This window comes from Pseudomonas sp. GW821-FHT09E12, assembly GCF_059416085.1.
In genome coordinates, this window is record NZ_JBWKOM010000004.1 from 112,760 (window position 1) to 130,425 (window position 17,666).

Below are 17,666 nucleotides of genomic sequence, written 5' to 3' on the forward strand. Positions count from 1 at the left end.
CCCCCAATTTGAACCCCAGCGTTCGCCCACGAATGCGGGCCTGATTCGCCATAAGAAAAATGCCAGCACATTAAAAAATTTCGGGAGCTCCATCATGTCGTCGATTCGCCGTTATGCCCTGGCCGCCCTCGCCAGCGCCGTTTTTGCCGGTTCCGCCGTTGCCAAGGATTACGAGTTGCTCAACGTGTCGTACGACCCGACCCGCGAGCTGTACCAGGACTACAACAGCGAATTCACAAGCTTCTGGAAAAAGGAACACCCGGGCGACAACGTCAAGATCCAGCAATCCCACGGTGGCTCGGGCAAGCAGGGCCGTGCGGTGATCGACGGCCTGCGCGCCGATGTGGTGACCCTGGCCCTGGCCGGCGACATCGATGAAATCGCCAAGCTCGGCAAGACCCTGCCGGCCGACTGGCAAACACGCCTGCCGGATGCGAGCACGCCCTACACCTCGACCATCGTGTTCCTGGTGCGCAAGGGCAACCCCAAGGGCATCAAGGACTGGGGCGACCTGATCAAGAAAGACGTGTCGGTGATCACGCCGAACCCGAAAACCTCCGGCGGCGCCCGCTGGAACTTCCTCGCCGCCTGGGCCTATGGCCTGAAAGCCGGTGGCAGCGAAGCCCGTGCCCAGGAATACGTGAAGGAGCTGTTCAAGCACGTACCGGTGCTGGATACCGGCGCCCGCGGCTCGACCATCACCTTCGTCAACAACGGTCAGGGCGACGTGTTGCTGGCCTGGGAAAACGAAGCCTTCCTGGCATTGAAGGAAGACGGCGGCGCCGACAAGTTCGACATCGTGGTGCCTTCGCTGTCGATCCTCGCCGAGCCGCCCGTGGCGGTGGTGGACAAGAACGCCGAGAAAAAGGGCAACACCGAGATCGCCGAGGCCTACCTCAAGCACCTGTACAGCCCGGCTGGCCAGGAAATCGCGGCGAAGAACTTCTATCGTCCGCGGGACAAGGATGTGGCGGCCAAATACGCCCAGCAGTTCCCCAAACTGGACCTGGTGACCATCGACAAGGACTTCGGCGGCTGGAAAACTGCCCAACCGAAATTCTTCAACGATGGCGGGGTGTTCGACCAGATCTACCAGGCGCAGTAAGCAACACTACCTGTAGGAGCGAGCTTGCTCGCGAAGATCGTCAACGATAACGCGTACATTCTGATTGAGCGCGGTGCCCTTGAGTTCTTCGCGAGCAAGCTCGCTCCTACAATGGTATCTACCCGCTAACCAAGGACTTTTATGTCGCGTCGTATCTCCCCCGTCATACCCGGCTTCGGGCTGACGCTGGGCTACACCTTGGTGTACCTCAGCCTGATTGTGCTCATACCCCTGGCGGCGATGTTCGTGCATGCCGCCCAACTCACCTGGGATCAGTTCTGGGCCATTGTCTCGGCGCCGCGGGTGCTCGCCGCGCTCAAGCTGAGCTTCGGCACGGCGCTGTACGCGGCGATCATCAATGGCGTGATCGGCACGCTGCTGGCCTGGGTGTTGGTGCGCTACAGCTTTCCCGGACGCAAGATCATCGATGCGATGATCGACCTGCCGTTCGCCTTGCCCACCGCGGTGGCCGGTATCGCGCTGACCGCGCTGTACGCGCCGACCGGCCTGGTCGGCCAGTTCGCCACCGACCTGGGTTTCAAGATTGCCTATACCCCCCTGGGCATCACCCTGGCGCTGACCTTCGTCACCCTGCCGTTCGTGGTGCGCACCGTACAGCCGGTGCTGGCCGATATTCCCCGTGAGGTCGAAGAAGCCGCCGCCTGCCTCGGCGCCAAGCCCTGGCAGGTGTTCCGCCACATCCTGGTACCGGCGCTGCTGCCGGCCTGGCTGACTGGCTTCGCCCTGGCCTTTGCCCGGGGTGTCGGCGAGTACGGCTCGGTGATCTTCATCGCCGGCAACATGCCGATGAAAACCGAAATCCTGCCGCTGCTGATCATGGTCAAGCTCGACCAGTACGATTACACCGGCGCGACCTCCATCGGCGTGTTGATGCTGGTGGTTTCCTTTGTCCTGTTGCTGCTGATCAACCTGCTGCAGCGGCGCATCGAACGACCTTAAGGAGGCGCGAACCATGTCCCAATCGTCCATTTCCGCAGCCTCTTCGGCCAACGCCGACCGTCGTGGCAGCGCCACCTCGCGGCGCATCCTGATCGGCCTCGGCTGGCTGATCTTCGCCCTGTTCCTGCTGCTGCCGCTGTTTATCGTGGTGTCCCAGGGGCTCAAGCTCGGCCTCGGCGCGTTCTTCGCCGCGATCTTCGAGCCGGACGCGTTGTCGGCCCTGAAGCTGACGGTGATCGCCGTGCTGATCTCGGTGCCGCTGAACCTGGTGTTCGGCGTCAGCGCCGCCTGGTGTGTGAGCAAGTACACCTTCCGCGGCAAGAGCATCCTGGTGACCCTGATCGATTTGCCGTTCTCAGTCTCGCCGGTGATCGCCGGCCTGGTCTATGTGCTGATGTTCGGCGCCCAGGGCCTGTTCGGGCCGTGGCTGCAGGATCACGATATCCAGATCGTGTTCGCCCTGCCGGGCATCGTCCTGGCGACCATCTTCGTCACCGTGCCCTTCGTCGCCCGTGAGCTGATCCCGCTGATGCAGGAGCAGGGCACCCAGGAAGAGGAAGCCGCGCGGCTGCTGGGGGCCAACGGCTGGCAGATGTTCTGGCATGTGACCGTGCCGAACATCAAGTGGGGCCTGATCTACGGCGTGGTGCTCTGCACCGCGCGGGCCATGGGTGAGTTCGGCGCGGTGTCGGTGGTTTCCGGGCACATTCGCGGGGTGACCAACACCCTGCCGCTGCACGTCGAGATCCTCTACAACGAATACAACCACGTCGCCGCGTTCGCCGTCGCGAGCCTGTTGCTGATCCTGGCGCTCTTCATCCTGCTGCTCAAGCAGTGGAGCGAAAACCGTATCAACCGCCTGCGCGCCAGCGCCGCGGAGGAATGAATCATGTCGATCGAAGTCCGTAACGTCAGCAAGAACTTCAACGCCTTCAAGGCCCTGAACAGCATCAACCTGGACATCCAGAGCGGCGAGCTGGTGGCGCTGCTGGGCCCGTCCGGCTGCGGCAAGACCACCCTGCTGCGGATCATCGCCGGCCTGGAAACCCCGGACGCCGGCAGCATCGTGTTCCACGGCGAGGACGTCTCCGGCCACGACGTGCGCGATCGCAACGTCGGTTTCGTGTTCCAGCACTACGCGCTGTTCCGCCATATGAGCGTGTTCGACAACGTCGCCTTCGGCCTGCGCATGAAGCCGAAGAACCAGCGCCCGAGCGAAAGCAAGATCGCCGAGAAGGTCCATGAGCTGTTGAACATGGTGCAGCTGGACTGGCTCGCCGACCGCTACCCGGAACAGCTGTCCGGTGGCCAGCGCCAGCGGATCGCCCTGGCCCGCGCCCTGGCGGTGGAGCCGAAAGTGCTGCTGCTGGACGAACCCTTCGGCGCCCTGGATGCCAAGGTGCGCAAGGAGCTGCGGCGCTGGCTGGCGCGGCTGCACGAAGACATCAACCTGACCTCGGTATTCGTCACCCACGACCAGGAAGAAGCCATGGAAGTGGCGGACCGTATCGTGGTGATGAACAAGGGCGTGATCGAGCAGATCGGCTCGCCGGGCGAGGTGTACGAGAACCCGGCCAGCGACTTCGTCTATCACTTCCTCGGCGACTCCAACCGCCTGCACCTGGGCGAGGATCACCATGTGCTGTTCCGTCCGCACGAAGTGTCGCTGTCACGCTCCGAACTGGCCGACCACCATGCCGCCGAAGTGCGCGATATCCGTCCGCTGGGCGCCACCACCCGGGTGACCTTGAAGGTCGAAGGGCAGAGCGAACTGATCGAGGCCGAAGTGGTGAAAGACCATGACAGCCTGGTCGGGCTGGCCAAGGGCGAGACGCTGTTCTTCAAGCCCAAGGTCTGGCAGAAGGTCGCCAATATCTAAAAGCCGAAAGCATCGCGAGCAAGCTCGCTCCTACAATGATCCGGGGATGACCCATGAGCTTATGGTCAACCACATCCCTTGTAGGAGCGAGCTTGCTCGCGATAGCCATTTCAAACAGCGGCGCGCTTCGGATTGACCCGCACCCCTCCCGCCCGCGCCTCGATCTCATGCTTGAGCGCCTGGCGCAGCCCCAGCAGAAACGCCAGCTCCGCCACCACGAACAACGGCCCGACGATCAGCCCCGAGACGTCATCGACAAAGGCCGGCTTGCGTCCTTCGTAGTAATGGCCGACGAACTGGATCACCCAGCCGATCACGAACATGCCCACCCCGCTGGCCAGCCAGACCAGGGTGCTTTGCTGCGCCAGCCCATGGCCGGCCCACACCGACAGCCCCATCAACAGCGTCATCAGCAGGCCCAGGCGCAGTTCCAGGCGCAGGTAGAACGCGCAGGACGCCAGCGCCAGCAGCAGCGCCGGCGACAGCCACAGCCCGGCGACCGGCCAGGCGGGGCGCGACAGCAGTACGGCGACGGCCAGCACAATCAGCGGAATGCCGATAAAGTGGCTGGCGATGTTGCGTGGATCACGGTGGTAGGCGGCGTATTGACTGAGATGGTCGACGAGGCTTTTCATTGTTGTTCCTCCTGTAGGGTGATCGAATCATGCCCTGCGCCGGTCACCGGTTCTGTCGGCTAGGCGACAATCGGCTCGCTGCCCGTTTGGATAACGCTATCGATGAAGATGCAGGTCTGGCGTGAGCGCCTGATGAGTGGCCAGTGGTTCAGCCGCTTGCCCGTTCAATTACAGAATAGTCTGCTGGCCAATGCCCGTTTGCGCTCGCTGGCGCCGGGCCAACGGCTGTTCCAGCGCGGCGATCCGCCCTGCGGCCTGTACGCGGTACTGGAAGGCACGGTGCGCATCGGCGCGGTCAGCGAGGAGGGCAAGGAGGCGCTGCTGAGCCTGGTGGAGGCGCCGCACTGGTTCGGCGAGATCAGCCTGTTCGACGGCCAGCCGCGCACCCATGACGCCTATGCCGTGGGCCCGTGCAGCCTGCTCAATGTGCCCCAGGCGGCATTGCTCGAACTGCTGGACGATCACCCGCAATACTGGCGGCAGCTGGCGCTGTTGATGAGCCACAAGCTGCGCCTGACCTTTATCAACCTCGAACAGCTGAGCCTGATGCCGGCCCCGGCGCGGGTGGCCAACCGCCTGTTGATGATCGCCCGCGGCTACGGCGAAACCGACACCACGCGGCGGGTCCTGCACCTGCCCCAGGAGCAACTGGCGCTGCTGCTGTCGCTGTCGCGCCAGACCACCAACCAGATCCTCAAGGACTTGCAGGGGCAGGGCATTCTCAAGCTGGGTTACGGCGAGATCGAGATCCTCGACGAAGCGCGGTTGCGGGTATTGGCCGGAGTTTGACCCTTAGATCGCTATCGCGGGCAAGTCGGATCGCCGCCCGCTCGCTCCTACAGGGTTGTGTCATTCGTGCCATTTACGAACGACGCCGATCTGTAGGAGCGAGGCGTGCCCGCGATGAGGCCCGTACCGACACCGCCAATCCACGGCTAACGCAACCCATCGCGAAACTGCCCCGGGGTCATCCCGGTCCAGCGCTTGAACGCGCGGCTGAAGCTGCTGGCGTCGGCGAACCCCAGCAGGTAGCTGATCTCGCTCAGGGAGCACTGCGGGTCGCGCAGGTGCAGCAGGGCGAGGTTCTCCCGGCATTCGTTGAGTAGGGTGTCGAAGCGACAGCCCTCGTCCGCCAGGTGGCGTTGCAGGCTGCGCAGGCTCAGGTGCAGGGCCTGGGCCACCCGTTCGGCCGAAGGTTCGCCCTCCGGCAGCTGGGCCTCGATCACCCCGCGCACCTTGCGCTCCCAGGTCAAGGGTTGCAGTTGCATCAGGGTGCGCTTGAGCACCGCCTCGTTGTGTTCGGCCAGTTCCGGGTTGGCGTCGTCCAGGTGGCTGTCGAAATCGTGCAGGCCGAACTCCAGGCGATCCTCGTCGGCGCCGAAAAACACCGGCGCGCGAAACACCGTGTGCCATTGCCTAGGGTCCGCCGGCTCGGGGCGCCGCAGGTACACCGCCAGCGGCGCGTAGTCGCGGCCCAGGCGGTTGCGGCAGGTGCGCACGTAGATCGCGACAAAGGCGTCGATGGCCTCGACCGCCGGCTCCGGATTGCCCTCGGGGACCTTCAGGCGAAAGCGATAGCGGTCCTCGGTGCGGGTCAGCTCCAGCTCCAGGGCATCGCTGACCACCTGGTGATAACGCACGATGCGCTCGAACACTTCCCGCAGGCTGCCGCTGGCCACCAGCGCATAACCCAGGGCATGGAAGGTGGTCGGGCTGACGAAGCGCGAGACCCGCAAACCTATGGCCGGGTCGCCGCTGGCCTGCACCGCCAGCTGCCACAGGCGGGTGGTGGCCGACAGCGGGTAACGCGCGTTGGGATCGTCCATCAGTTGTGGGTCGAGGCCGGCCTGGTGGCACAAGGCGGTGCTGTCGAGGCCCAGGGCATCGAGCTGCTTGCGCAGGGCGCGGGTCCAGCTGGCGAGGGAAGTGGGTTCGGTCATGGCGGTTGGCGCGTCCGGTCAACAGGTTGGCGTCCGCGGCTAGCGCCCGGCGCGTGGGCGCAGGGCAGGATGCGAACATCAATAACCAGAGGATGGAAGCATGTACGGTACTTCTGCAAGTCCCGACCGGCTGAATGCACAGCAACGATCGGCGCGTATTCGCGAGGTGGTGCTGGCCAGGGGCGTCGAGTTGCGCGAGCGCTACCCGCTGCTCAAGCATCAGGACGCGCTGGGCGCAGGCATTCTGGCCTTGGCCCTGGCCGGGATGATCGGCACGGCGGCGCTCTATATCGGCGGGTACCTGGCCTGGTGGGCCTGCCTGCTGCTCAACGCGTTTTTTGCCTCCTTGACCCACGAGCTGGAACACGACCTGATCCACAGCATGTATTTCCGCAAGCAGCGCGTCCCCCACAACCTGATGCTGGCGCTGGTCTGGCTGGCGCGGCCGAGCACCATCAACCCGTGGATCCGCCGCCATCTGCACCTCAATCACCACAAGGTGTCCGGCACCGAGGCCGATATGGAGGAGCGCGCCATCACCAACGGCGAGCCCTGGGGCATCGCCCGCCTGCTGATGGTTGGCGACAATGTCATGTCGTCATTGATCCGCACCCTGCGCGCCAGGACCTGGGCGCACAAGCGCAGCATCCTCAAGCGCACCCTGAAGGTGTACGCGCCGCTGGCGCTGTTGCACTGGGGGGCTTGGTATGTGTTCCTCGGCTTCCACGCCGCCAATGGCGTCGCCGCGCTGCTGGGTTCGCCCATCGACTGGTCGGCCAGCACCCTGGCAGTGATGCAGGTGCTCGATATCGCCGTGGTGGTGATCGTCGGCCCCAACGTGCTGCGCACCTTCTGCCTGCATTTTGTCAGCTCGAACATGCACTACTACGGCGACATCGAAGCGGGCAACGTGATCCAGCAGACCCAGGTGCTCAACCCCTGGTGGCTGTGGCCGTTGCAGGCGTTCTGCTGCAACTTCGGCAGCACCCACGGCATCCATCATTTCGTGGTCAAGGAACCCTTCTACATCCGCCAGCTGACCGCGCCGGTGGCGCACAAGGTGATGGCCGAGATGGGCGTGCGCTTCAACGATTTCGGCACCTTCGGCCGGGCCAACCGCTTTATCCGCAAGGAACAGGTGGCGGCGCAGGCGGTGCGGGGTGTCGGGGCGTGATGTATCGGCGTTGAGGGCCAATCGCGGGCAAGCCTCTGCTTCTGTAGGAGCGAGGCTTGCCCGCGATAACGATTTTCCTGACGCTACAACCTTCGGCATCTTCCCCCTGTAGCCGCTGCCGCAGGCTGCGATCGGCCGGTACGGCCGCAGCGATCTCAAGGCCCTAGGCGGTCCTGCGACCAGCGTGGCCCGGACCATCGCAGCCTGCGGCAGCGGCTACAGAAGGGCCTCAATCTGGCTGGAACGGCGAGGCGCTGAGGATCACTCCGGTTTCGTCCACGTACTGCTGCCAGTGGCCGATCAGCGCGTCGAGCTTGCCCGGCTCGCTTTGGGCCAGGTCGTGGATCTCCCCCGGGTCCTGGCTCAGGTCGTACAGCTGCCAGGTCGCCGGGCCCACGGGGCCGGGGATGTACACCGCTTTCCACTGGCCCTGGCGAATCGCCCGGCGGCCGAACAGTTCCCAGCCGGTGACCGTGTGTTCGTCATGCACCTGCGCGGTCTCGCCGGACAGGAAACCCAGCCACGACTTGCCGCGCAATGGCGCCACCTCCTTGCCGCGCCAGCGCTTGCCGGGATGACGCACGCCGGCCAGGTCGAGAATGGTCGGGGTGATGTCCATCACCGTGCCGAAGCCATGGCTGATCCGTCCCTTGAGTGCCAACTGCGGGTAATGCACCAGCGCCGGTACGCGGATCCCGCCTTCGGTGGTGAAGGCCTTGAACAGGCGTGACGGCGCGGTGGCGACCTGGGCCCAGGCCGGGCCGTACCAGACGTAGGAGTTGGCGCGGCCGATGTTGTCCAGGCTGTTGTCGTAGTGCTGGTTGAGGTAGGTCAAAAGCTGCGGGCCGAACTTGGGGAAGGCTTCCAGCAGCGCGCCTTCGGCACCGTTGTCGGACATGAACAGGATAAAGGTGTTGTCCAGCTGGCCCTGCTGGCGCAGGTAGTCCACCACCCGGCCGATGTTCCAGTCCATGCGCTCGACCATCGCCGCGTAGACCTCCATGGCCCGCGCGGAAACCTGCCGCTGCTGCTTGCTCAAGGCCGCCCATTCGGCGCTCAGGCCCAGCAGCGGGTGCGGCTCCACATCGGCCTCGATCAGCCCCAGTTGCTTGAGCTTTTCCAGGCGCTCCAGGCGCAGCACCTCGGGGCCGGCGTCATAGCGGCCACGGTACTTGGCGACCACCTCCTCGGGCGCCTGCAACGGCCAGTGCGGCGCGGAAAACGGCAGGTAGGCGAAGAACGGCCGGGTCTGGTCGCGCTCCTTGAGGTACTGCAGCAGCTTGTCGCCGAAGGCGTCGGAGGAATAGAAATCCTTGGGCAATTGCTCGATGAAGCGGTCGTCCTCGATGTACAGCGCCGGGGTGGATTTGAGCAGCCCTGGGGTGTGTTCGTCGTAGGTCGGCTCGAAACCGTAGTGGTTGGCGGCGCCGGGCAGCAGCGAGAACGAACGCTCGAAACCCCGGGCATGGGGCGCCAGTTCGGCGGTCAGGCCCAGGTGCCATTTGCCGCTCATCAGGGTCTGGTAGCCGGCGTCGCGCAGCAGCTCGGGCAGGGCCACCACGCGGTCGTTGAGGTGGCCCTCGTAGCCCGGCTTGCCGATCAGTTCCGGGGTCAGGGCCTCGGCCATGGTGCCGATGCCAGCGATATGGTGATCGGTGCCGGTAAGCAGCATGGAGCGGGTCGGCGAGCAGGTCGGCGCGGTGTGGAAGTCGGTCAGGCGCAGGCCGCCTTCGGCCAGGGCATCGAGGTTCGGCGTGGCGATTTCGCCGCCGAAGGCACCGAGATCGGAAAAGCCCAGGTCGTCGGCCAGGATCACCAGGAAGTTGGGACGTTGCGGCATCTGTTCACTCCTCATCAGCAAGCAATAAAGGCCAGTGGCAGGTCACGGATCTGGGCGGGCAAAGGCACCTGGTAGTGATAGTCACGGGTCAGTTCGTGGAGCAGTTCTTCGCGCACCTGGTGGAAGTCGAAACTGCTGCGCTGGCGCGGATGGGGCAGGGCGATGTCCACCACCCGCTTGATCCGGCCCGGGCGCGGCTCCATCACCACCACGCGGTCGGCGAGGAAGATCGCTTCCTCGACGTCATGGGTGACCAGCACCGTGGTGATCCTGGCCCGCTCGCGGATCGCCAGCAGCTCGTCCTGCATCTGCTGGCGGGTCAGCGCGTCGAGGGCGCCGAAGGGTTCGTCCAGCAGCAGGATGCGCGGGCTGGCCACCAGGCCACGAGCGATGGCTACTCGTTGCGCCATGCCGCCGGACAGCTGGTGCGGGTAGGCGCGGGTGAAGTCGGTGAGGCCCACCAGTTCGATGAAATCGGTGATGCGGGTTTGCCGTTCTGTGGTGCTCAAAGCTTCGTTGACCAGGCCCAGGCCGATGTTTTCCTCGACCGTCAGCCAGGGGAACAGGCGATGTTCCTGGAACACGATGCCGCGTTCGCCGCCGATGCCGTTGACGGCCTTGCCGTCGACGCGGATCTCGCCGCGAAACTGCGTATCCAGGCCGATCAGCAGGCGCAGCAGGGTGGATTTGCCGCAGCCGCTTGCGCCGACGATGGCGACGAATTCGCCCTCGGCAATCTCCAGGTTGAATTCGCGGATCGCCTCCAGCTCGCCGCCGGCGACCTCGAAGGTCTTGCCCACATGGCTGAAGCTGACGATGGGGGAAGGTACGAGTGCGTTCATGCGTGTCTCCAGCGTGTGGCGCGGGTTTCGAGCTGTTGGCCAATAAGGTTGAGCAGGGCGCCGGTGAGCCCCACCAGGAGCATGCCGGCCATGATCAGGTCCATGCGCAGCAGCTGCTGGGCGCCGATCATCTGGCTGCCGATGCCGCCGTTGGACGGCATGAAATATTCCGCGCCGATGGTCCCCAGCCAGGCGTAGATCAGGCTCAGGCGCAGGCCGGCGAAGATCCCCGGCGCGGCGCCCGGCAGCACCAGGCGGCGCAGGCGTTGCCAGAGGTTCAGGCGCAGCACTTGCGCCGCCTCGGTCAGTTGCGGCGACAGGTTGGCGACGCTGCGCTGGGTGGCGATAAACAGCGGGAAGAACGCGGCCAGCGCGACAAATACCCATTTCGCCAGCTCCCCGAGGCCGAACCAGGCGGTGAGCAGCGGCACCCAGGCGAAAATGGCGATCTGCCGCAGCGCCGCCAGGGTCGGCCCCAGAAGACGTTCGCTCAGAGGCGACAGGCCCAGCAGCAGGCCCAGGGCAAACCCCAGGCCGCCCCCCAGCAGCAGGCCGCCGAGGGTGCGCCGCAGGCTCAGGCCCAGGCCGCCCGACAGGCTGCCGTCGAGCAGGCCGTTCCAGGTGGTTTGCAGCACCGCCAGCGGGCTCACCAGGATATTGGCGTCGACCCATTCCAGCCGGTTCGCCACTTGCCACAGCGCCAGCAGGAACAGCGGTAGCAGCCACGGCTGCAGGCGTTGCCAGCTCTGGTAGCGCGGGCCGCGGCGGATCTGCGCGATGGCCGGGTGCGGCCAGTGCACCAGGGCCTTGTCCAGCAGGCCGATGCCGCGGTCCATGGCCACGCCCATCACCCCGATCACCACGATGCAGACGAAGACGATATCCAGCATGAACAGCTGGCGCGCCCAGACCATCAGGTAGCCGATGCCTTCGCTGGAGGCCAGCAGCTCCACCGCCAGCAGCGAGGTCCAGCCGGCGGCCAGGGCCAGGCGCACGCCGGCCATGAAGGCGGGCAGGGCGGCGGGCAGCACCAGCCGGCGGATCAACAGCAGCGGCGGCAGGCGCAGCACGGCGGCGGCTTCGCGCAATCTGGGCTGGGCATCGCGCACGCCGACCAGGGTATGCAGGGTCACCGGCACCACGATGGCCTTGACCAGCACCACCAGCTTGAGCAGTTCGCCGATGCCGAAAAACACCATGAACAGCGGAATCCAGGCCAGGGTCGGAACCTGGGACAGGGCGGCGAAGGTGGGGAACACCAGGCGTTCCAGGCGCCGGCTGGAACCCAGCGCCGCGCCCAGCACGGCGCCGGCGCCGATGCCCGCCAGCAGGCCCCAGGCCAGCCGTTGCAGGCTGATCGCCAGATGGCTCCACAGCTCGCCGCCGGCCAGCTCGAGCGCGCTGCTCCAGACCAAGGCCGGTGCCGGCAGGATCTGCTCGCTCATCCAGGCATTACGGCTGGCCAGCCACCACAGGGCGAACAGGCCCAGGGGCAGCAGCCAGGGCAACAGCCGCCGGTGGATGCGCGGCCAGGACAGCGGCTTATCGGCGGGCGCGGCCAACGGCAAGCTGAGAAGGGAAACACGGGCCATGGACGACCTCCGTTGTCGGGTTTCTTGCTGATTTCAACCGTCTTCTTTCTGTAGGAGCGAGCTTGCTCGCGATAGCGGCATCGGGGCCAAAACCGGCCTGCGGCCTATCGCGAGCAAGCTCGCTCCTACAGTTCGTGTTTGGTTATATAAAAAGTTATATCGATGCTATTGGGAGATAAGAGAGGCCATTTAAGGCCTCCAGGCACGCCGCATCCAATGCATTTGGAGAATATTTTCGATGCTGACCATGCATATGCCGCGCAGAGCCGCGCCCTGGCTGGTTTATTCGAACGGGTTATTAAAATGTGAATTTATAGTATTTAAAGCTTTGATCGCCTTGAGCCTACCTTCTGCTCCTCAATGCCCGTCGCAGCCAGGAGCCACACCTTATGAACCTTCCCTTCAAACGCGTCCTCAGTCTGTTCGCCGCGCCGGCCCTGGCGGGGCTCCTGGGATACCTGCCGCTGCTGGCCCAGGCGGATGAGCTCAAGCAGATTCGCATCGCCGTGCCGGACCTCAGCGCCGGCACCCAGCACAGCGGCGGCGGGGTGACGGACGTGCTGCGCCAGCAGCAGATCTTCGAAAAGGCCTTCGCCGACCAGGGCATCAGCATCCAGTGGAACTACTTCAAGGGCGCCGGCCCAGTGATCAACGAGGCCTTCGCCAACGGCCAGGTGGACCTGGCCTACCTGGGGGACCTGGCGGCGATCATCGGCAAGTCCAACGGCCTGGACACCCGCCTGCTGAGCGCCACCGCCCGTGGGGTCAAGCAGTACCTGGGAGTGGTGCCGGGCTCGGGGATCAAGACCTTGCAGGACCTCAAGGGCAAGCGGGTCGCGGTGTTCCGCGGCACGGCCACGCAGTTGTCGCTGGATGCCGCGCTGGCCAGCCAGGGTCTGAGCGAGAAGGACCTGAAGATCATCAACCTGGATTTCAACGCGGCGGTCGCGGCGCTGGCGGCGAAGCAGATCGATGCTACCTGGGGCGGTTCCAACTTGAACGCCTTGCAGGCCAAGGGCCTGGCCGAGGTGCCGCTGAACACCAAGGACCTGGGCGGCGCGGGTAGCGTGCAGGCGGTGCTGGTGGGCAGCGGCACCTTCGTCGATGCCCATCCCGAGGTGGTGGAGAAGCTGCTCAAGGCCCAACAGCAGGCGGTGCAGTGGCTGACCCAGGACAGCAACAAGGACGCCTATATCGAGCTGGTGTCGGGGCTGGCCAGCTACCCGCCGGCGGTGCTGCAGCAGGACCTCAAGGATCAGCGCTTCAGCGAAATCTTCCCCTCGACCCTGGACCCGGTGTTCCTCGGCAAACTGCAGGACGCGGTGGACCTGGCCGCGCAGCAGCGGTTGATCCGCAAGCCGTTCAAGGTCAGCGAATGGGTGGCGCCGCAGTTGGCGGCCGCCGGTCTATAAGGCCACCTGGCAATCCGCTTGGAATACGTCCCGTAGCCGCTGCCGAGCCTGCGAGGCTGCGTACGAGGACGCAGTCCTCGCCAAATCTGTCCATGCGGTTTACCAGGAGGAAGGCGGTGCATGGTTTTGCGGCCCCTGCGGGGCCGATCGCAGCCTCGCGGGCTCGGCAGCGGCTACAGATTGCGTCTTCTGTAGGCGCGAGCTTGCCCGCGATGGCGTCCTAGGACGCCATGCTGACCTGCTGCCGATCCACCGCCACCAGCACTTCGATCATCTTGCGGGCCGCCGGCGACAGGCGAAATCCCGTGCGGCTGACGATGCCGCAGCGGGCGTTCATGCTCTCGATGTTCTGCGGCAGGTTGCGCCAGTGCAGCAGCGCCAGGGAACCCTGTTCGATGTCCTCGACGAAGGCTTCTTCGGTGCCCACGCCAATCGCATTGGACTGGCGCACGATCTTCACCAGGGCCGGGAAGTGCTCGGTCTGGATGGTCGGGGAAAAGTCGATGCGCCCGCTGAGGTTGGCCAGCAGCTTGCGGATCCCCGGCGGGATCAGGGTGGTGGCCAGCGGGTAGTCGAACATGTCGTTGGTCGACAGGCTTTCCTTGGCCAGCAGCGGGTGCCCCGGACGGCAGAAAAACACCCCGCGCTTGGGCGTCAGGGGCTGGGTCTGGAAGTTCGGGTCGGCTTCGAAATGGCGGATGTCGGCGATAAAGAATTCGATCTCTTCGCGGCTCAGGCTGCGGCTGAGTTTTTCCCAGTTATCCACCTCCAGGCAGATGCGCACCTTGGGGTGGATGCCGGTGAATTGCGCCACCGCGTCGGGCACCAGTTTCACCGCCGGCGCCGGGCCGCAACCGAAGCGCAGCTCGCCAGCGTCGAGCTTGGTCATCTGCGTCACTTCGCTGCTCAGCAAGGCCGCGCCCTGCACCAGGCTCAGGGCGTGCTGCAACACCACCTGGCCTTCCGGGGTGGGACGCAAATCCTTGTTGCCACGGTCCACCAGCACACAGCCGAACTCCTGCTCCAGGCCCTGGATACTGCGGCTGAAGGCCGGCTGAGTGATGCCCATGGCGTCGGCCGCGCGGACAAAACTGCGGTGTTCGTTGAGGGCGATGAAGTAACGCAACTGGCGAAGATCCATATGCTTTCCCGGCATCCGAAAAATAGCCCGAAGGCATTTGCGACGAGTGAGGAATGAGGTTTTAAATGCAAGCTCTTATTCCGTCAACGAAGCATGTGAATATCTATTAGATCTAAAGTGAATATAGATAGAGCGTTGTTTCGCTGCCGCTCAACCGTAAGCAGTCAGACGAGGGTCTACCCGATGAGCAATGCCGCACTAGCCGTTAAACCCGCTGTTCATGCGCTTGAGATCCACCCGGTGGCCGGCCGTATCGGCGCCGAGATCCGTGGCGTGCAACTCTCCGGCGAGCTGGATGCCGCCGCGGTCGAAGCCATCCAGCAGGCGCTGGTGGACTACAAGGTGATCTTCTTCCGTGGCCAGGCCCACCTCGACGACCAGAGCCAGGAAGCCTTCTCCCACCTGCTCGGCGAGCCGGTGGCACACCCCACCGTACCGGTGCGCGACGGCACCCGTTACCTGCTCGAACTGGACGGCGCCGAGGGCCAGCGCGCCAACTCCTGGCACACCGACGTGACCTTCGTCGATGCCTACCCGAAGGCCTCGATCCTGCGTTCGGTGGTGGCGCCGGCCTCCGGTGGCGACACGGTCTGGGCCAACACCGCCACCGCCTACAACGAACTGCCGGCGGAGCTGCGCGAGCTGGCGGACAAGCTCTGGGCGGTGCACAGCAACGAATACGACTACGCCGGGGCCAAGCCCGACGTGTCGGCGGAGAAGCTGGAGCACTACCGCAAGGTGTTCACCTCCACTGTCTACGAGACCGAGCACCCGCTGGTGCGCGTGCACCCGGTGAGCGGCGAGAAGAGCCTGGTGCTCGGGCATTTCGTCAAACGCATCAAGGGCTATACCCAGGCCGATTCGGCGCACCTGTTCAACCTGTTGCAAAGCCATGTCACGCGTCTGGAAAACACCGTGCGCTGGCGCTGGACCGCCGGTGACGTGGCGATCTGGGACAACCGTTCGACCCAGCATTACGCGGTCGATGACTACGGCACCCAGGACCGCGTGGTCCGCCGCGTGACCCTCAAGGGCGACGTGCCGGTGGGTGTGCATGGGCAACGTAGCCAGACCATCAAGGGGCTGTGACAGAGGCGTCCCAAGGCTCTCTGTAGCCGCTGCCGCAGGCTGCGATAAGGCCGCAGGCCTTCGGCGATCCTGGAGCCGTCGCGCCCCTTCGGGTCGATCGCAGCCTGCGGCAGCGGCTACAGGGGCGCGGTGGGTTTGAACTTTTTCGCGGGCAAGTCGGATCGCCGCCCGCTCGCTCCTACCGTAGGAGCGAGGCTTGCCCGCGATGGGGCCCTTGAAACCGCCGCCTTACCACACCCCGATCTGCACTACCTTTTCCGCCTCCGGTTCGCCATAACGAAAGCGTTGCCCGCGCAGGTCGATCTCTTCGTGGCTGATGGTGGTCCGCCGCTTCAGCCCGCGCAGCCAGTCGAACAGATACCCCAGGTGTTCCTCGCGCACCGCCGCATAGGCCGGGTCGGCGCCGAGGTCGCGCAGTTCCTGGGGGTCGTTGTAGAGGTCGAACAGCTGCGGGCGGAAGCCGTCGTAGGCCAGGTATTTCCAGCGCTCGCTGCGCACCATGGTCATGCGGCAGCGGTCGATGGGCTGGGCCAGGCGTTCGCGGGCCGGGGCCTGGAACGCGTAGTCGTATTCGCTGATGGCATAGCGGCGCCAGTCGCCCGCCGTGCCGTGCAACAGCGGGATCAGCGAGCGGCCTTCCAGCCGGTGTTCGGCGCCGGGCAACCCCAGGGCGTCGAGAAAGGTCGGCAGGGCATCGATGGTTTCCACCAGGCGCTCGTCCAGCGTGCCGCGGCTGATATCCGCCGAGGCCCGTGGGTCGCGCACGATCAGTGGCACGCCCACGGCCGGCTCCAGTAAAAACTCCTTTTCCCCCAGCCAGTGATCGCCGAGAAAGTCGCCGTGGTCGCTGGTGAACACGATCAGGGTGTCGTCCCAGCGCCCGCTGCTTTGCAGGAAATCGAACAGGCGGCCGAGCTGATCGTCCACCTGCCTGATCAGGCCCATGTAGGTCGGCACCACGTTCAGGCGCACTTCGTCGCGGGAGAAGTTCTGGCTCTCCTGATGCTGGCGAAAGGCGGCATACACCGGGTGGTCGCTGGCCTCGTCGGCGGCGGCGCGCACCGGGGCGATCACCTGCTCGGCCGTGTACAGCGCGTGGTAGGGCGCCGGCGCGATATAGGGCCAGTGCGGCTTGATATAGGACAGGTGCAGGCACCAGGGCTGCTCGCCCTGCTCTTGGATGAAGTCGAGGGCGCGGTCGGTGGTGTAGACGGTCTCCGAATGTTGCTCGGGGACGCGGGCCGGCAGGTGGGCGTTGCGCATTTTCCAGCCGCTGAGGATTTCACCCTGTTCACCCGCGGCGGCGTTGGCCCAGTCGTGCCAGGGGTTGCGCCCCTGGTAGCCCTGTTCGCGCAGGTACTGGGTGTAGGGCGCCGACTCGCGTTTGTCGTCGAACAGCGGGCTGTCGGGGAAGATCCCGTCGTGGCGCAGATAGGGCTCGAAACCGACCTCGTTGAGGGCCTCGGCCTGCTGGCTCTCGGGGTCGATCGCCAGGCGCTGCAGGGCATCGAGGTTGGGCGTGGCGTGGGTCTTGCCCACCAGCGCGGTGCGGATGCCGTGGGGGCTCAGGTAGTCGCCGATGGTCAGCTCTTCCAGGGGCAGCGGCACGGCGTTCCACGCCACCTGGTGGCTGCTGACATAACGCCCGGTGTAGGCCGACATCCGCGACGGCCCGCAGATGGTGCCCTGGGTGTAGGCGCGGCTGAAGCGCACGCCGGCGGCGGCCAGGCGGTCGATGTTCGGCGTGTGCAGGTGGGGGTGGCCGTAGCACGACAGGTAATCGCGACGCAGCTGGTCGCACATGATGTACAGCACGTTGCGCACGGGTTGGATGGGGTTGGACATGGGCTTCACCGATCGAAAGACAGGTGAGGGTTTTCGCTGTCGCGGGGCGTTCCGACAAGCGCATTTGGCGCATGCTTTTCATGCGTGATGTGCATGGGCGAAGGCGACCCCTGTAGCCGCTGCCGCAGGCTGCGATAAGGCCGCAGGCCTTCAGCGATATTGAAATCGCCGCGCCCCTTCGGGGCGATCGCAGCCTGCGGCAGCGGCTACAG

Annotated in this window: 15 protein-coding genes; 8 read left to right on the forward strand and 7 right to left on the reverse strand. The window is 65.2% G+C overall.

Annotated elements, in window-relative coordinates:
* Positions 1-94 precede the first annotated feature (94 nt).
* From AC07PQ_RS12445 to AC07PQ_RS12460, 4 genes are all read left to right on the forward strand, one after another.
* The gene (locus AC07PQ_RS12445) at positions 95-1,105 is read left to right on the forward strand and encodes a sulfate ABC transporter substrate-binding protein (protein ID WP_007921518.1); all 1,011 of its coding nucleotides are present in this window, start codon (positions 95-97) and stop codon (positions 1,103-1,105) included.
* Positions 1,106-1,246: 141 nt separating this feature from the next.
* Positions 1,247-2,065 (forward strand): sulfate ABC transporter permease subunit CysT, encoded by an 819-nt coding sequence (gene cysT / locus AC07PQ_RS12450; RefSeq protein WP_007921521.1) that lies wholly within the window; start codon positions 1,247-1,249, stop codon positions 2,063-2,065.
* 13 nt (positions 2,066-2,078) lie between these two features.
* Positions 2,079-2,951, forward strand: coding sequence for a sulfate ABC transporter permease subunit CysW (gene cysW / locus AC07PQ_RS12455; protein ID WP_007921522.1), 873 nt, complete (start codon positions 2,079-2,081; stop codon positions 2,949-2,951).
* A 3-nt stretch (positions 2,952-2,954) separates the two neighbouring features.
* Positions 2,955-3,944: a sulfate/molybdate ABC transporter ATP-binding protein gene (locus AC07PQ_RS12460; protein WP_007921524.1), complete on the forward strand. Its 990-nt coding sequence runs from the start codon at positions 2,955-2,957 to the stop codon at positions 3,942-3,944.
* Between the two features lie 110 nt (positions 3,945-4,054).
* Here AC07PQ_RS12460 and AC07PQ_RS12465 read toward each other — a convergent pair whose 3' ends face one another.
* On the reverse strand, positions 4,055-4,579 hold the full coding sequence (locus AC07PQ_RS12465) for an Mpo1 family 2-hydroxy fatty acid dioxygenase (RefSeq protein WP_101336456.1): 525 nt from the start codon (positions 4,577-4,579) through the stop codon (positions 4,055-4,057).
* 102 nt (positions 4,580-4,681) lie between these two features.
* Here AC07PQ_RS12465 and AC07PQ_RS12470 point away from each other — a divergent pair, with 102 nt between their 5' ends.
* Entirely contained in the window at positions 4,682-5,368 is a 687-nt protein-coding gene (locus tag AC07PQ_RS12470; protein ID WP_493185604.1) for a Crp/Fnr family transcriptional regulator, read from the forward strand.
* A gap of 146 nt (positions 5,369-5,514) precedes the next feature.
* On the opposite strand, the gene AC07PQ_RS12475 is transcribed toward AC07PQ_RS12470, so the two are convergent.
* Positions 5,515-6,519: an AraC family transcriptional regulator gene (locus tag AC07PQ_RS12475; protein ID WP_009041634.1), complete on the reverse strand. Its 1,005-nt coding sequence runs from the start codon at positions 6,517-6,519 to the stop codon at positions 5,515-5,517.
* Positions 6,520-6,619: 100 nt separating this feature from the next.
* Here AC07PQ_RS12475 and AC07PQ_RS12480 point away from each other — a divergent pair, with 100 nt between their 5' ends.
* Entirely contained in the window at positions 6,620-7,693 is a 1,074-nt protein-coding gene (locus AC07PQ_RS12480; protein ID WP_493185605.1) for a fatty acid desaturase, read from the forward strand.
* A gap of 229 nt (positions 7,694-7,922) precedes the next feature.
* On the opposite strand, the gene AC07PQ_RS12485 is transcribed toward AC07PQ_RS12480, so the two are convergent.
* From AC07PQ_RS12485 to AC07PQ_RS12495, 3 genes are read right to left on the reverse strand one after another with little or no spacing between them, the layout of a single operon-like run.
* Positions 7,923-9,533, reverse strand: coding sequence for an arylsulfatase (locus AC07PQ_RS12485; RefSeq protein WP_493185606.1), 1,611 nt, complete (start codon positions 9,531-9,533; stop codon positions 7,923-7,925).
* A gap of 14 nt (positions 9,534-9,547) precedes the next feature.
* Positions 9,548-10,375, reverse strand: a complete 828-nt coding sequence (locus tag AC07PQ_RS12490) for an ABC transporter ATP-binding protein (protein ID WP_493185607.1) — start codon at positions 10,373-10,375, stop codon at positions 9,548-9,550.
* Entirely contained in the window at positions 10,372-11,967 is a 1,596-nt protein-coding gene (locus AC07PQ_RS12495) for an ABC transporter permease (protein ID WP_493185608.1), read from the reverse strand. Before AC07PQ_RS12495 ends, AC07PQ_RS12490 begins: the two co-directional genes overlap by 4 nt.
* Positions 11,968-12,356: 389 nt before the next feature.
* Here AC07PQ_RS12495 and AC07PQ_RS12500 point away from each other — a divergent pair, with 389 nt between their 5' ends.
* Positions 12,357-13,379, forward strand: coding sequence for an ABC transporter substrate-binding protein (locus AC07PQ_RS12500; protein WP_007932510.1), 1,023 nt, complete (start codon positions 12,357-12,359; stop codon positions 13,377-13,379).
* 220 nt (positions 13,380-13,599) lie between these two features.
* Here AC07PQ_RS12500 and AC07PQ_RS12505 read toward each other — a convergent pair whose 3' ends face one another.
* Positions 13,600-14,520 carry a LysR family transcriptional regulator gene (locus tag AC07PQ_RS12505; RefSeq protein WP_007932927.1) on the reverse strand — a complete coding sequence of 307 codons (921 nt, stop codon included), beginning with the start codon at positions 14,518-14,520 and terminating at the stop codon, positions 13,600-13,602.
* A 183-nt stretch (positions 14,521-14,703) separates the two neighbouring features.
* Here AC07PQ_RS12505 and AC07PQ_RS12510 point away from each other — a divergent pair, with 183 nt between their 5' ends.
* Positions 14,704-15,609 (forward strand): TauD/TfdA dioxygenase family protein, encoded by a 906-nt coding sequence (locus AC07PQ_RS12510; RefSeq protein ID WP_495072390.1) that lies wholly within the window; start codon positions 14,704-14,706, stop codon positions 15,607-15,609.
* Positions 15,610-15,837: 228 nt separating this feature from the next.
* Here the strand turns inward: AC07PQ_RS12510 and AC07PQ_RS12515 are convergent, their stop codons facing one another.
* On the reverse strand, positions 15,838-17,454 hold the full coding sequence (locus AC07PQ_RS12515) for an alkaline phosphatase family protein (protein WP_007923815.1): 1,617 nt from the start codon (positions 17,452-17,454) through the stop codon (positions 15,838-15,840).
* Positions 17,455-17,666 lie beyond the last annotated feature (212 nt).

Coding starts and splice junctions, on each gene's coding strand:
- cysT (WP_007921521.1), top strand. CDS start 1,247: ATGTCGCGTCGTATCTCCCCCGTCATACCCGGCTTCGGGCTGACGCTG.
- AC07PQ_RS12445 (WP_007921518.1), top strand. CDS start 95: ATGTCGTCGATTCGCCGTTATGCCCTGGCCGCCCTCGCCAGCGCCGTT.
- AC07PQ_RS12490 (WP_493185607.1), bottom strand. CDS start 10,375: ATGAACGCACTCGTACCTTCCCCCATCGTCAGCTTCAGCCATGTGGGC.
- AC07PQ_RS12460 (WP_007921524.1), top strand. CDS start 2,955: ATGTCGATCGAAGTCCGTAACGTCAGCAAGAACTTCAACGCCTTCAAG.
- AC07PQ_RS12480 (WP_493185605.1), top strand. CDS start 6,620: ATGTACGGTACTTCTGCAAGTCCCGACCGGCTGAATGCACAGCAACGA.
- AC07PQ_RS12515 (WP_007923815.1), bottom strand. CDS start 17,454: ATGTCCAACCCCATCCAACCCGTGCGCAACGTGCTGTACATCATGTGC.
- AC07PQ_RS12495 (WP_493185608.1), bottom strand. CDS start 11,967: ATGGCCCGTGTTTCCCTTCTCAGCTTGCCGTTGGCCGCGCCCGCCGAT.
- cysW (WP_007921522.1), top strand. CDS start 2,079: ATGTCCCAATCGTCCATTTCCGCAGCCTCTTCGGCCAACGCCGACCGT.
- AC07PQ_RS12505 (WP_007932927.1), bottom strand. CDS start 14,520: ATGGATCTTCGCCAGTTGCGTTACTTCATCGCCCTCAACGAACACCGC.
- AC07PQ_RS12500 (WP_007932510.1), top strand. CDS start 12,357: ATGAACCTTCCCTTCAAACGCGTCCTCAGTCTGTTCGCCGCGCCGGCC.
- AC07PQ_RS12470 (WP_493185604.1), top strand. CDS start 4,682: ATGAAGATGCAGGTCTGGCGTGAGCGCCTGATGAGTGGCCAGTGGTTC.
- AC07PQ_RS12485 (WP_493185606.1), bottom strand. CDS start 9,533: ATGCCGCAACGTCCCAACTTCCTGGTGATCCTGGCCGACGACCTGGGC.
- AC07PQ_RS12465 (WP_101336456.1), bottom strand. CDS start 4,579: ATGAAAAGCCTCGTCGACCATCTCAGTCAATACGCCGCCTACCACCGT.
- AC07PQ_RS12510 (WP_495072390.1), top strand. CDS start 14,704: ATGAGCAATGCCGCACTAGCCGTTAAACCCGCTGTTCATGCGCTTGAG.
- AC07PQ_RS12475 (WP_009041634.1), bottom strand. CDS start 6,519: ATGACCGAACCCACTTCCCTCGCCAGCTGGACCCGCGCCCTGCGCAAG.